This is a genomic window from Bradyrhizobium sp. WSM1253, assembly GCF_000244935.1.
Taxonomy (GTDB): domain Bacteria; phylum Pseudomonadota; class Alphaproteobacteria; order Rhizobiales; family Xanthobacteraceae; genus Bradyrhizobium; species Bradyrhizobium canariense.
In genome coordinates this window covers 3,895,002-3,910,258 of record NZ_JH600073.1, presented here as the reverse complement: position 1 = coordinate 3,910,258, position 15,257 = coordinate 3,895,002, and the positions used below count along the sequence as shown (strand labels likewise).

At 63.4% G+C, this 15,257-nt stretch carries 9 protein-coding genes, 1 rRNA gene and 1 riboswitch (1 of these 11 only partly in view); of the genes, 5 read left to right on the top strand and 5 right to left on the bottom strand.

What is annotated here, in order from left to right:
• Positions 1–32: 32 nt before the first annotated feature.
• A complete protein-coding gene (locus BRA1253DRAFT_RS19935; protein WP_007597296.1) occupies positions 33–881 on the bottom strand; it encodes a chorismate mutase in 849 nt (282 codons plus the stop codon).
• A gap of 204 nt (positions 882–1,085) precedes the next feature.
• Positions 1,086–1,165, top strand: a riboswitch (SAM riboswitch).
• A 90-nt stretch (positions 1,166–1,255) separates the two neighbouring features.
• Here BRA1253DRAFT_RS19935 and BRA1253DRAFT_RS19930 point away from each other — a divergent pair.
• Together BRA1253DRAFT_RS19930 and metW are read left to right on the top strand one after the other, a co-directional pair.
• The gene (locus BRA1253DRAFT_RS19930; protein WP_007597295.1) at positions 1,256–2,458 is read left to right on the top strand and encodes a homoserine O-acetyltransferase; all 1,203 of its coding nucleotides are present in this window, start codon (positions 1,256–1,258) and stop codon (positions 2,456–2,458) included.
• A 15-nt stretch (positions 2,459–2,473) separates the two neighbouring features.
• Positions 2,474–3,136, top strand: coding sequence for a methionine biosynthesis protein MetW (gene metW / locus BRA1253DRAFT_RS19925; protein WP_007597293.1), 663 nt, complete (start codon positions 2,474–2,476; stop codon positions 3,134–3,136).
• Between the two features lie 122 nt (positions 3,137–3,258).
• On the opposite strand, the gene BRA1253DRAFT_RS19920 is transcribed toward metW, so the two are convergent.
• On the bottom strand, positions 3,259–4,122 hold the full coding sequence (locus BRA1253DRAFT_RS19920; RefSeq protein WP_007597291.1) for an alpha/beta fold hydrolase: 864 nt from the start codon (positions 4,120–4,122) through the stop codon (positions 3,259–3,261).
• A 209-nt stretch (positions 4,123–4,331) separates the two neighbouring features.
• Between BRA1253DRAFT_RS19920 and BRA1253DRAFT_RS19915 the strand changes: the two genes are divergently transcribed.
• Positions 4,332–5,156, top strand: coding sequence for a TIGR02594 family protein (locus BRA1253DRAFT_RS19915; RefSeq protein WP_007597289.1), 825 nt, complete (start codon positions 4,332–4,334; stop codon positions 5,154–5,156).
• Between the two features lie 112 nt (positions 5,157–5,268).
• On the opposite strand, the gene BRA1253DRAFT_RS19910 is transcribed toward BRA1253DRAFT_RS19915, so the two are convergent.
• Positions 5,269–6,057: an MOSC domain-containing protein gene (locus BRA1253DRAFT_RS19910; RefSeq protein WP_088941036.1), complete on the bottom strand. Its 789-nt coding sequence runs from the start codon at positions 6,055–6,057 to the stop codon at positions 5,269–5,271.
• Positions 6,058–6,314: 257 nt separating this feature from the next.
• Here BRA1253DRAFT_RS19910 and clpB point away from each other — a divergent pair, with 257 nt between their 5' ends.
• Entirely contained in the window at positions 6,315–8,954 is a 2,640-nt protein-coding gene (gene clpB / locus BRA1253DRAFT_RS19905) for an ATP-dependent chaperone ClpB (protein ID WP_007597285.1), read from the top strand.
• A gap of 184 nt (positions 8,955–9,138) precedes the next feature.
• Here the strand turns inward: clpB and BRA1253DRAFT_RS19900 are convergent, their stop codons facing one another.
• Positions 9,139–10,758: a hypothetical protein gene (locus BRA1253DRAFT_RS19900; protein ID WP_007597283.1), complete on the bottom strand. Its 1,620-nt coding sequence runs from the start codon at positions 10,756–10,758 to the stop codon at positions 9,139–9,141.
• Positions 10,759–10,914: 156 nt separating this feature from the next.
• Positions 10,915–12,978 (bottom strand): M23 family metallopeptidase, encoded by a 2,064-nt coding sequence (locus BRA1253DRAFT_RS19895; RefSeq protein ID WP_007597282.1) that lies wholly within the window; start codon positions 12,976–12,978, stop codon positions 10,915–10,917.
• 1,060 nt (positions 12,979–14,038) lie between these two features.
• Here BRA1253DRAFT_RS19895 and BRA1253DRAFT_RS19890 point away from each other — a divergent pair.
• Positions 14,039–15,257, top strand: a 16S ribosomal RNA gene (locus tag BRA1253DRAFT_RS19890) (it continues 270 nt past the right edge of the window).

Sequence of the window (15,257 nt, the reverse complement as noted above, 5' to 3'; positions counted from 1 at the left end):
TCAACTCCGGAGTGGCTTAAGCGGTTCGCGACTTACGATTTCGGCCCGGTCGGGGGCACCGTATAGCGCGTTGCGTGGCTGCCGACGAGGGCCGTGGAGCGCACCGAGGCCCCCGCTTCGATCAGGGCAGCCTTGATTTTGTCGAGGCTGCTCGTCGCGGTGACCGAGACCAGCAGCGCGGCGCCGTCGAAGGCGGTGTCGGGCACCGCCACGATCTCGGCGAGCGGCGACAGGACGCGCGCAACTTCGGCGTTCCACCCCGACACGCGTACGCTGAAGGTCTCGACCTCCGTCACCAGGGCGCTGTCGGCGACGCGCGAGACCGCGAACACCGGCAACGCCGCCGGATGGTCGGCGCGCTCGACAAAGGGTAGCCGCGCGATGATCTTTGGCGCGCCGGCTTCTTCCAGCGACAGCCACCACGGCGTGCGGCTCGAGGTTGCCGAGACCAGCGCAAGGTCGCCCTTGGATTTCGCGACGGCCTCGACCGCCGCCTGCGCGCTGAAATGCGCGACGTAAGGCACGGTGAAGCCGAAATGGAATCGCGCGGAATCGCGCATGGCCGGCTCGCTTGCCGAGATGTCGGCGTGCACCGAGAATGGCGCCTGGACGTAAGTGAACGTCGCGATGATCACGCGCCAGATGCTCTCGACCGTGTCGAGCGGCAGGATGCCGCGATGGCGCTGGACGAGGTCACGCATCATGGCGGCCTCGCGCGCGGGACGGAACGCCGAGCCGACCTCCTGGGTCTGCTTCACCTGGATCAGGCGGTCGATGATGTCGCCGCGTTGCATCAGCAGGCGATGCATGCCCTCGTCGATCGCGTCGATCTCCTTGCGCAATTCCTGGAGCGATGGTGGCGCGGGCGGACGTTGGGACATGTCTGACAGGTGCTGTTGAGAGGCGTTCCAATGCGGCTCAGTCGAGCCGTCACCGCTGTGATGGATATCCTGATTAGGCAGTCGGGGCTGCGAAAGCAAAGAGAAATGCAAAGGGAAATCGGGCCCTTTCCGCCGGCGGCTCGACAGGCGAATTTGGTCGATCCGGGCCGCGACTTGACGAAAACCGTCCAAGACGGTAGTTTTTATCCGTTCCGTGGTCATTTGAGCCGGCCGGCTTGCAGCCACGTTAAAAAACTCGCTAAACAGGCCGGGGACGCTTTCGATCCCGGCCGAACCTATCGTTCAGGCCGGGTTTTTCATGGCCTGATGTCAATGCGGTCACTTCTACGATCGCAAACGAGGTCGATGGTCAGATGGTTGGCGTCCAGTCAATTCCCAGTCCCGCGATCACTGCCGACGAGCGGTCGCACGAGGTGGATCGTCCGAGCTCGCAGGTTGCGCAGTTCGGCACGGAGCAGCCGCTGCAGCTCGATTGCGGTGTCGATCTCAGCCCGTTCCAGATCGCCTACCAAACCTACGGCGAGCTCAATGCCGATCGCTCCAATGCGATCCTGATCTGCCATGCGCTGACCGGCGACCAGCACGTCGCCAATGTGCACCCTGTCACCGGCAAGCCCGGCTGGTGGGAGACCTTGGTCGGCCCCGGCCGACCGCTCGATCCCAGCGAGTATTTTATCATCTGCTCCAACGTGATCGGCGGCTGCATGGGCTCGACCGGTCCGGCTTCGATCAATCCCGCGACGGGCAAGGTTTGGGGCCTCGATTTCCCCGTCATCACCATCCCCGACATGGTGCGCGCGCAGGCGATGCTGATCGACCGGCTCGGCATCGACACGCTGTTCGCAGTCGTCGGCGGCTCGATGGGCGGCATGCAGGTGCTGCAATGGACTGCGGCGTATCCGACCCGGGTATTCTCCGCGCTGGCGATTGCCTGCTCGACACGACATTCGGCGCAGAACATCGCGTTCCACGAGCTTGGCCGTCAGGCGGTGATGGCCGATCCCGACTGGCACCAAGGCGGCTATGCCGATCACGGCATCCATCCGCATCGCGGGCTCGCTGTCGCTAGGATGGCGGCGCACATCACCTATCTTTCGGACGCCGCGCTGCATCGAAAATTCGGCCGGCGCATGCAGGACCGCGAGCTGCCGACCTTCTCGTTCGACGCCGACTTCCAGGTCGAGTCCTATCTGCGCTACCAGGGCTCCTCCTTCGTCGAGCGCTTCGACGCCAACTCCTATCTCTATCTCACCCGTGCGATGGATTATTTCGACATCGCCGGCGACCATGGCGGCGTGCTGGCGAAGGCGTTCGCGGGAATCCAGACCCGCTTCTGCGTGGTTTCTTTCACCAGCGACTGGCTGTTCCCGACCTCGGAATCGCGCGCGCTGGTGCACGCCCTGAATGCGTCGAGCGCGCGGGTGTCCTTCGCCGAGATCGAGACCGATCGCGGTCACGACGCGTTCCTGCTCGACGTGCCCGAGTTCTTCGACATTGCCCGTGCCTTCCTGCAGTCGGCAGGCAAGGCGCGCGGGCTCACTGCCAAGACTGCTTAACAAGGACGGCTAGCCATGTCTGTACAGGAAGCGTTGCCGCTGGGCGGCCTTGCGACCGGGCAGCCCGGTGATTTTCGCGCCGACCATGTGCTGGTCGCCGAGATGGTCAAGCCGGGCTCGAAGGTGCTGGACGTCGGCTGTGGCGAGGGCGACCTGCTCCAGCTGCTGGAAACCCGTGGCATCGACGGCCGCGGCATCGAGCTGTCGCGCGAGGGCGTCAACCGCTGCGTCGCCAAGGGGCTTGCGGTGGTGCAGGGCGATGCCGACACCGATCTCGTGAACTATCCGGATGACGCCTTCGACTACGTGATCCTGTCGCAGACCTTGCAGGCGACGCGGCAGCCGAAAGTGGTGCTGGAGAATTTGCTGCGCATCGGCCGCCGCGCCATCGTGTCGTTCCCGAATTTCGGCTTCTGGAAGATGCGGCTCCAGCTCCTGATCGGCGGCCACATGCCGCGGACGGAAAATCTGCCGGCAAGCTGGTATGACACCGCCAACATCCATTTTTGCACCATCAAGGATTTCGTCGAGCTCTGCGACGCGATCGACGTCAAGATGGAACGTGCCGAGGCGCTCGACCTCTACGGCCGTCCGCTGCGGCTGCGGATGCCCTGGTGGGTGTGGAATCTGTTCGGCGAACAGGGCGTGTTCTTGCTGACGCGAGGCGGCAGGAAATAGGATTCCCGTAGCCCGGATGAAGCGTAGCGCAATCCGGGATTCTATCCGCGGAGGCGAAGGCCCCGGATTTCGCTTTCGCTCCCTCCAGGCTACGCGACGGAGCGTGTGGCGACGCCTTCGCGCTAATGCGCCGGCAACGACCGCGCATCGCGCGCCGGCCATCGTCCCGCTTCCACCAGCGTGACGAACCGTTCCACCGTTTCGTTGAACAGCGCGGGCTCTTCGAGATTGAGCACGTGGCCGGACTTCGGAAACATGGCGAGCCCTGCCGCAGGCAGATGCTTCTTCAGGAACAGGCTTGCGCCCACGCACGGATCGTCCTCGTCGCCGCAGATGATGAGTGCCGGCGTCGCGGCGGCTCTGATCGCATCCGTCATCGTAAAGATCGAGGGACGTCCGGCCTGGAAGCCGCGCATCGTCCGCGCCGATCCCTTGGCGTCGTGCCGCGCCAGCGCGGCATAGAAATCGGCGTGGCCGCGCGGGTCCTTCGTCAGGAACGGAATCCGGCTCGGCGCCTCGCGCGTGACTTTTGCGACTTCGGCTGAGCCGAGCATCTCGAATTGCTCCGCGTTGGCGCGGCACTGCCGGCGCCAGGCGTCGAGGTTCTCGATCTCCGAGCCTGAGCCGACGCCGGCGAGCGTCATCGACAGGGCACGTTGGGGCGCGTTGAGCCCGATCTGGAGCGATGAATAGGCGCCCATCGAGAGGCCGACGAAGTGCGCGCGATCGATCTTCAGATGATCGAGCACCGCGAGCGCATCGGTGTAGAAATGCGTGTAGCCGTAGACCTCGCCATCAGGCACGTCCGATGGCGTGTAGCCGCGCGCGGAATAGGTGATGCAGCGATGGCCGCGCGAGAAGTAGCGCATCTGCGGCTCCCAATTGGTGTAGTCGGCGGCGAATTCGTGCAGAAAAAGTATTGGCGTGCCCGTGCCTGCTTGTTCGAAATAGAGGCGGCAATTGTCCTTCGTGAGGGCGTGAGGCATCCGGTTTTCTCCCAGAGGTGGCTGCGACATTGGAATGCCGTCCTGCGGTTAGCGCATACGAACCTAACACTTATTAATCATCTTAATCATCGTCCAAAATCTCCGCGACCGCGTCTTGTTCTCGCCACATCAGGATACTGATACAGCCCGCGGATGTCGGCCACCGCACGGGCCGATTGGGAAGTGGGGGTGTCAACGAAGGATGAAGAATGTTCGAGTTGTTTGCGTCTCGCCTGTCGCGCTGTGTCGTCGCGCTGGCTGTTTCCTTCGCGGCGGTCGCCGCGCTCACCTCTCCGGCGTCAGCACGACCTCATCGTCATAGCGCAGAGCGGCACGCTTACGCGCATCACGCCAGCAGACATCATCATTACCGGCATGCACGCGGCTCGCGCTTCGAGCGCGGCGCGGCGCAATTGCAGGCAAACGGCTTCGGCAACACCTTCGCCAGCTATGACCCGAACGCCAATAGCGGCGGCATCGCCATGAGCGGCAGCGGTGGAATGGCTATGAGCGGCAGCGGTGGAATGGCCATGAGCGGCAACGCTGGAATGGTTACCAGCGATAGCGGTGGGATGACGACGCGCGCCAGCCGTCGAATCGCCAAGAGGCGTGGCGGTGAGATTGCCACTGACGCGAATGTCGGCGGCGTGGCCAATAGCGCCACGAGCAGCAGCGGCTTCGGCGGCGGGTCGGGCCTCGTGTCCGAGGCACGCCGCTATGTCGGCGGCAATCCGACCGGCCGCGGCAGCCTGTGGTGCGCGCGCTTCATGAACATGGTGCTTGAAAAAACCGGTCACCGTGGCACCGGCTCCGACATGGCGAACTCGTTCGCGCATTACGGCACGCGTGTCTCCGGTCCTCAGGTCGGCGCCATCGCGGTCATGTCGCGCGGCGGCCGGGGCGGTCATGTCGGCATCATCACCGGCGTCGATGCGCAGGGCAATCCGATCATGATCTCCGGCAACAACGGCAACCGCGTCCGCGAAGCGCCGATCTCGCGCGGCCGGATCTATGCCTATGTGATGCCGAATTGAGGCGCGTCATTGCGAGCGCAGCGAAGCAATCCAGAATCCCTCGCGGAGACAGTCTGGATTGCTTCGTCGCTTCGCTCCTCGCAATGACGGAGTTTGCCGAGAAAGCGCCCCGTCACACCAGCTTCGGCTGTTCCACCGCAACCGCGTCGCCCACGCCGATGTCGCCGTCGGCGATCACCTCGGCATAGATGCCGCAGTCCATGTGGCCGAGATTGCTCGAGAGCGTGGCCGGGATTTCGAGATCGCGCCTGGCGGTCTGAGGATCGACATTGGTGGCCGGGCAGCGCTTGATGCGCTTGACCACGTTCAGCCGGGCCTGTCCGATCGCCAGCGTCTGGCCGACGAGGTCGAGCTCGGACCAGGCCGGCCAGCCCTTCACGTAAAGATTGGCGCGGAAGCGCAGCGGGTGGACGGCGGCGCCGCCGAGCATGGTCTCGAGTGCGCGGACGCTGTCGAGATTGATGATGGACACGACCTTGCGGGCGACGTCGGAAAAGCTGTGGTCGCGGCCGGACAGGACCTTGGGCGGGCCCTTCAACTCCGGCTGAAAGTTCTGGCTGAAATAGTCCTCGATCGCGGCACGCCCGGCGGCGGTCTCGAGATCGCCGACGGCGACGATCTGGCCATCCTTGCGGATGGTCAGGCGATGGGTCGCGTCCTCGAACTGGCTGTCGAGCGAAGCCAGCCGCTCATTGCGCGCCAGCATCAGGAACTGGATCTTCGGCTTCCACTGCGGCTCTTCCGGATCGAAGCCGCTGGGGCCGTTCTCGATGGCATAGCGGCGGTCGGCGGGCAGTGTCTGGCCGGTCTGCAGGGAGACGCGGGGCAGGGGCTCCGGCGTCAGACCCTTGATCGGATAGCGGTAGAGGCCGGTGATCTCGGCGGTCTGGTTGGCTGTCATTGCGCTCGGTGTCATGCCGCTACTTAGGGGATTCGGCCCAGCGGCGCCAAGCGGGCGGATCCGCGCACGAAATTGTGAACTCGCCTCTTCCGGTCCGAGGCCTCGCTTCCCACATCTGGGTCAGGCCGGCGCCAGCGCCGGCTGATAACGACGGTTGCCGGTTGAGAAACGTCAATGCGGTCATCGGAAACCCAATGAAGATGCCGTTTGGAGTGCCTTAGAGGGCTCCAGGGGCAGGCCGAGGGAAAGACCACGATATGAACATCGAAAAATATACCGAACGCTCCAGGGGCTTCGTCCAGTCTGCGCAGTCGCTTGCGGTACGCGAAGGGCACCAGCAGTTTTCGACCCTGCACGTCCTGAAAGTGCTGCTGGACGACAATGAAGGCCTCGCTGCCGGCCTGATCGACCGCGCCGGCGGCAGTTCCCGCGCAATCCTGAAGGCGACCGAGGACGCCCTGAACAAGGTGCCGAAGGTCTCTGGCGGCGGAGCCGGCCAGATCTATCTGGCGCCCGAGCTCGCCCGCACCTTCGACGCGGCTGAGAAGGCCGGCGAGAAGGCCGGCGACAGCTTTGTCACCGTCGAGCGGCTGCTGCTCGGGCTCGCGCTGGAGAAGACCAGCGAGGCCGGCGCGATCCTGGCCAAGGGCGGCGTCACCCCGCAAAACCTCAACGCGGCGATCGAAGCGCTGCGCAAGGGCCGCACCGCGGACTCCGCCACGGCCGAGAACGCCTACGACGCGCTGAAGAAATATGCTCGCGACCTCACCCAGGCGGCGCGCGACGGCAAGCTCGATCCGGTCATCGGCCGCGACGAGGAGATCCGCCGCACGATCCAGGTGCTGTCGCGCCGGACCAAGAACAATCCCGTCCTGATCGGCGAACCCGGCGTCGGCAAGACCGCCATCGCCGAGGGCCTGGCGCTGCGCATCGTCAACGGCGACGTGCCGGAGAGCCTGAAGGACAAGAAGCTGCTGTCGCTCGACCTCGGCTCGCTGATTGCAGGTGCAAAATATCGCGGCGAGTTCGAGGAGCGGCTGAAGGCCGTGCTCCAGGAGGTGACCGGGAGCGATGGCAATTTCGTCCTGTTCATCGACGAGATGCACACGCTGATCGGCGCCGGCAAGGGCGACGGCGCGATGGACGCGTCCAACCTGCTCAAGCCTGCGCTCGCCCGCGGCGAGCTACACTGCATCGGCGCCACCACGCTCGACGAGTACCAGAAGCACGTCGAAAAGGACGCGGCGCTGGCGCGGCGTTTCCAGCCGATCTTCGTCAGCGAGCCCTCGGTCGAGGATACGATCTCGATCCTCCGCGGGCTGAAGGACAAGTACGAGCAGCACCATGGCGTGCGGATTACCGATTCCGCGCTGGTCGCCGCCACGACGCTGTCCAACCGCTACATCACCGATCGCTTCCTGCCCGACAAGGCGATCGACCTCATGGATGAGGCCGCCGCGCGGCTCAAGATGCAGGTCGATTCCAAGCCGGAAGAGCTGGATTCGATGGATCGGGAAATCATCCGGCTGAAGATCGAACAGGAAGCATTGAAGAAAGAGAGCGATGCCGGTTCGAAGAGCCGCCTGCAGACGCTGGAGAAGGAGCTCGCTGACCTCGAGGAGAAGTCCGCGGCGCTCACCGCACGCTGGAGCGCGGAGAAGAACAAGCTCTCCGATGCCCAGAAACTGAAGGCCGAGCTCGACGGCTTGCGGGTCGAACTTGCCAACGCACAGCGGCGCGGTGAATTCCAGAAGGCCGGCGAGCTGGCCTATGGCCGGATCCCCGAGCTCGAAAAGCAGCTTGCAGAGATCGAGGCCAAGGAGAACTCCGGCGAGATGATGGAGGAGGCGGTCACCGCCAACCACATCGCGCAGGTGGTCTCGCGCTGGACCGGCGTGCCCGTCGACAAGATGCTGGAAGGCGAGAAGGACAAGCTCCTGAGGATGGAGGACTCGCTCGGCAAGCGCGTCGTCGGCCAGGCCGAGGCCGTGCGTGCGGTCGCGACCGCCGTGCGCCGTTCGCGCGCGGGGCTGCAGGATCCGAACCGGCCGACCGGCTCGTTCATGTTCCTCGGGCCCACCGGCGTCGGCAAGACCGAACTGACGAAAGCGCTCGCCGAATATCTGTTCAACGACGAGACCGCGATGGTCCGCCTCGACATGTCCGAATACATGGAGAAGCACTCGGTCTCGCGGTTGATCGGCGCGCCTCCGGGCTATGTCGGCTATGACGAGGGCGGTGCGCTGACCGAAGCGGTGCGGCGCCGGCCCTATCAGGTCGTGCTGTTCGACGAGATCGAGAAGGCGCATCCCGACGTCTTCAACGTCCTGTTGCAGGTGCTCGACGACGGCCGCCTCACCGACGGCCAGGGCCGCACCGTCGATTTCCGCAACACACTGATCATCATGACCTCGAACCTTGGTTCGGAGTTTCTGGTGAACCAGCCGGAGGGCGAGGACACCTCGGCCGTGCGCGAGCAGGTGATGGGAATGGTGCGGGGACATTTCCGCCCCGAATTCCTCAATCGCGTCGACGAGATCATCCTGTTCCATCGCTTGCAGAGAAGCGAGATGGGCCGGATCGTCGAGATCCAGTTCGCGCGGCTGCAAAAGCTTTTGACAGATCGCAAGATCGTGCTGACGCTCGACGCCGCGGGCCGCGATTGGCTCGCCGCCAAGGGCTGGGATCCCGCCTACGGCGCACGGCCGCTCAAGCGCGTGATCCAGCGTCACGTCCAGGATCCGCTCGCCGAGATGATCCTGGCCGGCGACGTCAAGGACGGTGACAGCGTTGCGATCTCGTCCGAAGGCAACGTGCTGACCTTCAACGGCAAGGCGCCGCAGACCGCGGAGATCACCCAGTTCGAGGCGCCGGTGTCGAAGCGGAAGTTGAACTGAGCGCCGGCATTCGAAGCCTGAAGCAACAAGCCGCCCCGGAGAGTTCAATCTCTCCGGGGCGGTTTCTTTGTGGGTTATTGACGATTTTGCTGCAGCCGGAGTGTGGTTTGTCTAGGTCGTGCAATCTTTACGGTGGGGCCCTACCGGCATATGCAATCCAATCCACATTTTTGAGCGCGGGGACTTATTTCTTCGTGACCTTGTAGATCGCGTTCTCGATGTCAGACGAGAAATAGATCGTGCCGGATTCCCCGATGCCGACGCCCGTCGGAATATGCGTTGGCAGTCCTCCGGGCGCGCCCACCAGGCCGATCGGGAGATTGGCCGCGATCTCGGTGACCGTGCCGCTCTCAGGTGCGATCTCGATCAATCGCTTGGCGCCGACCTCCGCCACGATCAGCTTGCCGTCGCCGGCGCGTGCGATCCCTTCGGGCATTTTCAGGTCCTTGGCGACCACCGTCTTTTCGCCGTTGCTCTCGATCATCGAGACGACGCCGGAAAAGGCTTCGGTGACATAAACCTCGCCACGCGATCCCGCGACGAGCCCGACCGGGCCCTCGAGGCCGCCGATCAGTGTGGTGCGGTCCTTGCCGTGCTCGCCGCTGACGCGGACCAGCGATTTGGTGCCGAGCTCGGCCACCAGAATGCTGCCGTCCGCGAGCACGATCGCGTCGTGCGGCGCCTTGAAGCCATGCAGCATGTCGCGGGTGGCGCCGGTCTTGCCGTCGATCACCTGCACCGTGCCGGTGAACCAGCTCGACAGGACCACGTCGTTGCCCTTCGCCGTTGCGCTCATCGGGTATTCGAGCGTGACGCCGGCGGCGTGCATGCGGGCCTTCTCGGTGACCTCGCCAGTAGCACCGTCCACTGTGCGATAGGCGAACACGTCGGCGACGTGGATCGTGTCCTTGCTGTTCTCTGACGTGACGCCGATGCCGCCGGGCAAGGCGAGCTTGCCGATGATGACCTGCCGCGCCTGGCCGGTCGCCGGATCGACCTCCTGGATGCCGTTGTCGGCCATGTTGGAGACGTAGATCCGGTCCTTGCCGTCGATCGCGAGATTGTCCAGCGACGGCTTCAACTGCGCGACCATGGTCTTGGTGCCCGACTTGGGATCGACCTGAACGAGCTGGCCGAGCGCGGTGTCGACCACCCAGAGATTGCCCTTGGAATCGAAGTTCACCGCGGCCGGGACCTTGAAGCCGTCCGCGACGACGGTCAGATCGGCCTTGTCGACGTCGACCTTTGCGACCTGTCCCTTGAACCAGAGCGGACCGTAGAGCTTGTCGTCGGGACCGAACTCGAAGCCGTTGAGGCCGCCCATCTTCTCCATGATCTGGCGCGGCGGTTTGACGCCCTCGACGTCGATCTCATAGAGCGTGTCACCGAGAAAGACGGTGGTGGCGTAGAGCCTGCCGTCCTTGCGGAAGGCGAGCGAGTTGATGCCGGGAAGGCCGGAAGCGAGCTTCGTGATCGGGCCGTCGCCCTTGCGCGAATAAAGATCGCCGGCCAGAAATCCGGTCCAGGCCATGGTGCCGTCGGGGGCGAATGCGATGTCGTCGGCCATTCCGATCGGGGCGGGGATTGCAACCTTGGCGGTACCGCCGGCGATGTCGACCTCGTAGAGCGCCGCGCCCGCGACGCTGCCGGCAAACAGATGGCCGGCCTTGTCGATCGCAAGCCCGTGCACGCCGTGGAACGCCGAGCCGGGGACGAGCCGGGTGACCTCCCAGTTTTCGGCCGAAACGCTGGTGGCGGAGACAATCGCAGCGACGAAGGCTGCGCAGGCGAGCCTGTTCTTCATGGCGAGACCTCCTGTTTTTTGGAAAGTATTCGCTCCCCACGCCGCTTTGGCAAACGAAACTTGACGTTGTGATGGCGCCAAGCGGGCCTCGCGCATCGACGTCAAATCCGGATCGTGTTTGAAGATGACCGGCCGATCTCGGCCGGTTCGCCGGCTTTACCGGTTGGTGACCTGCAACGGTCCGCCGGTTGCGTCCGACATCCGGGCGATGGCGCCGGCGCGGCCGCTCATCATGCCGTCGAGACGGTCGCGCTCCTTCTCGAAGCCGGCCAGCATCGGGCCTTCCAGTGAGCGGCCGCGCGGCAATTTCACACGCAGCGGATCGACGAAGCGGCCGTTGACCAGGATTTCGTAGTGGACGTGCGGGCCGGTCGACGCGCCGGTCGAACCGACGAAGCCGATCACCTGGCCCTGCCGCACCTTCTTGCCGGGCTCCATGCCCTTGGCGAAGGCCGACATATGGCCATAGGCGGTCTCGTAGCCGTTGTTGTGCTTGATGCGGATGTATTTGCCGTAGCCGCCCTCGGGGCCGGCCTTCTCGATCACGCCGTTGCCGGAGGCGAAGATCGGCGTGCCGTAGGAGGTGGCCCAGTCGACGCCGGTGTGCATCTTCACAAAGCCGAGGATGGGGTGACGGCGGCCGCCGAAGCCGGAGCGCATGATGGCGTTGTTGACCGGCTTGCGCACCAGGAACTTCTTCGCGCTCTTGCCGGTCTCGTCATAGTAGTCGACGACGCCGTCGTCGGGGCTCTGGTAGCGGTAGTATTTCTTGGTTTCGCCGCCGAGCGTGAGCGAAGCGAACAGCACGTCGTTCTTTTCGCTCGCGGTCACGCCTTCGTCTTCGCCGGCGTAGAACACGTCGAATGAATCGCCCGGCGCCACCTTGCGCTGGAAATCGACGTCGTAGGAGTAGATCTTGATCATGTCGTCGATGACGGGCATCGGCACTTTGTTGCGCATCGCGGTCTCGTAGATGCTCTGGTAGAGCCGCACGCCCGTGCCGTCATCGTCGTCATCGTCGTCGCTGTTGGCGTTCGCCGCCGCATCGGCGACGGTATTCATGCTGGAGACGTCGACGGCGACGTATTTGCCGAGATCGGACAGCGCCGCGATCGCCTCGACCATGGTCTCGTTGGCGATGACGACGCGGTAGGGCTGCAGACGGGCGCCGGGGCTTGCGGGCGCCATCAGGATGCGCAGCTTCTCGCCTTCCTTCACGCCGCCGTCTCGGCCGCGCGGACCGAGCGTCGCGGTGATCGCCTTGATCTCCTCGGCCGTGGCGCCGAGATCGCGCAGCACGCCGGCGACGCTGTCGCCCTTTTTGACCACGTGGACGCGTTCACCGTTGGGATTGCCGCCGGTGATCTGTTCCTTGGTCTTCGGCAGCAGCGTGACGTTTTCCGGCACCACGCGCGTCTCGAAGCCGGCATAGGGATCGGACGGCGACACTTCGGTGGCGTAGGCGCTTCTGATCTCGGACGGGGCGGTCGCGCCGGAGACGTCGGCCGCAGCATTGGAGAGAGCGGCATAGCGCACCCCGCCATTGCCGCGCCAGTTGGCGGCATCGCGCACCCGCATCAGGATGTCGTCCAGCGCCACCACTGCGGTAATCTTGGCTTTCGGCAGCACCTGGGAGAGGTCCTTGGTGACGAAGGATACCTCGGCGTCGGGTTCGACGGCCTCCGGATTGTTCGGATCCTCGGATGCCGTCTTCGGATCGGAGCCGACATCGGTGAGAAGGCGCTGGGCGTTGAACGGCGGGATCTTCGCCGACAGGTCGCTCGTCGTCATCGACAGATTGCCGGCAATCCGGATGAAGGGACGCACCCGCATCACGTCGCGGTTGCCGACGCGGGCGACGGTCGAGACGCGCACGATGTTGCGCGAGGCCGTGGCTTCGTTCGGCGGCGGCAGGCGGTCGCTCTTGTGCAGCGTGGCGGCGCGGTCGGCTGCGCCGAATGCGCCGCGCAGCGCGCCTTCGACGCGCTCCGGCACCTTGGCGAAGGTCATCTCGCCGTCGAGCGAAGCGAAAACGGCGCCGCCGATCAGGGCTGCGCCGCAAAGTCCGGTTAGAATAGTCCCGCTGAACCATTGCACCGAGACGCGGCGCCGATCGATGACAGCGGCTTCGGAACCATCGACGGACAGCGGCGGCTCGTGGCCGAGATCGATGATCCCGGTCTCACGCCCGTAAGCGCCGCGTGACGTCCTGTGGTTCAACCCAAGTCCCCCAATCAACGACCCGAGAGCCCGATTTCGAGCAGCCCGTTCCGGACAGTCCTGTTTCGAGCCCCTCCTTACGCCGCCCTCTCTGGGGCGTCTCTGGAAAAGGCAAGCCGCATAGGCGTCCGCGGTCAGAAGGCCCAGATGACGGACCGGCCGAAATTACGAACAGCTAAGCGGAAAAAGATCTCTCGATGTGTCTCGAATGTCTGAAGAAGGCTGCTTCATCGGATGATCGCCTTCCTCTGACCCCACACAAACCGCCGGCAGCCCCCACTGGCATCCATGCGATTCAAGCTTCGTCTGTACCAGAACGCCGGGGGATTGTGGCTCAAGTACGGCGCCTAATATGGAAAAGTTTCCGGAACGGCAGGGGGGCCGAGGGCCTTCCAGGGGCGGGCGCCCCAAGCCGCGGCCAAGCCGCGCTAAGCCGCGCCAAGTCACGTCCAAGTCACGTCCAAGCCGCTTCCGGAGCCCGCTCAGGCCCAATCTTTTTTTGGGTTTTTTCTCAGCGTCGGCCCGATCCATCCGCTCAGCGCCTTTCTAACCAACTGTAATCACGTGTATTTTTTGAATAATCCACCGTGCGACGATTTTCTGACAATCGGCGTTGACAACCCCGATGGGTGGGGCCTATAACCCGACCACTGAGCGCGGCGCCGCCGGGTCACTGACCAAGGCGAGCGAACGCGCCACTGATGCTCCTCACCTTGTTGAGTGACACAACAGTCGACGTAAGTCGATTGGAGTTCATCCATCGTCGGTAAGGGTGTCGGAACCCTTCCTCTCTGGAAGGTTGGGGCCTCCTGGTCCCGGGCTGTTTGACAAGTGAAGATGAAGAAAGAGAAACGTGGACGGCGGAGTCCTTGCGGGTCTCGCATTTAAAGAGCTTCGGCTTTTTGGATCGGGACCGGACGAAAGACTTCGGCGGTACACGTTTTAAGGTTACACCATCGTTGCCAGCGATGTGAATCGCGGGCAGCTCATCGACTTCGGTCGATGAAAAATGGTGGGACCTCGTCAAAACGTTGTGATCAGCCGGTTCAAAGTTCAAGTCCAACTTGAGAGTTTGATCCTGGCTCAGAGCGAACGCTGGCGGCAGGCTTAACACATGCAAGTCGAGCGGGCGTAGCAATACGTCAGCGGCAGACGGGTGAGTAACGCGTGGGAACATACCTTTTGGTTCGGAACAACACAGGGAAACTTGTGCTAATACCGGATAAGCCCTTACGGGGAAAGATTTATCGCCGAAAGATTGGCCCGCGTCTGATTAGCTAGTTGGTGAGGTAATGGCTCACCAAGGCGACGATCAGTAGCTGGTCTGAGAGGATGATCAGCCACATTGGGACTGAGACACGGCCCAAACTCCTACGGGAGGCAGCAGTGGGGAATATTGGACAATGGGCGCAAGCCTGATCCAGCCATGCCGCGTGAGTGATGAAGGCCCTAGGGTTGTAAAGCTCTTTTGTGCGGGAAGATAATGACGGTACCGCAAGAATAAGCCCCGGCTAACTTCGTGCCAGCAGCCGCGGTAATACGAAGGGGGCTAGCGTTGCTCGGAATCACTGGGCGTAAAGGGTGCGTAGGCGGGTCTTTAAGTCAGGGGTGAAATCCTGGAGCTCAACTCCAGAACTGCCTTTGATACTGAGGATCTTGAGTTCGGGAGAGGTGAGTGGAACTGCGAGTGTAGAGGTGAAATTCGTAGATATTCGCAAGAACACCAGTGGCGAAGGCGGCTCACTGGCCCGATACTGACGCTGAGGCACGAAAGCGTGGGGAGCAAACAGGATTAGATACCCTGGTAGTCCACGCCGTAAACGATGAATGCCAGCCGTTAGTGGGTTTACTCACTAGTGGCGCAGCTAACGCTTTAAGCATTCCGCCTGGGGAGTACGGTCGCAAGATTAAAACTCAAAGGAATTGACGGGGGCCCGCACAAGCGGTGGAGCATGTGGTTTAATTCGACGCAACGCGCAGAACCTTACCAGCCCTTGACATGTCCAGGACCGGTCGCAGAGATGTGACCTTCTCTTCGGAGCCTGGAACACAGGTGCTGCATGGCTGTCGTCAGCTCGTGTCGTGAGATGTTGGGTTAAGTCCCGCAACGAGCGCAACCCCCGTCCTTAGTTGCTACCATTTAGTTGAGCACTCTAAGGAGACTGCCGGTGATAAGCCGCGAGGAAGGTGGGGATGACGTCAAGTCCTCATGGCCCTTACGGGCTGGGCTACACACGTGCTACAATGGCGGTGACAATGGGACGCTAAGGGGCAACCCT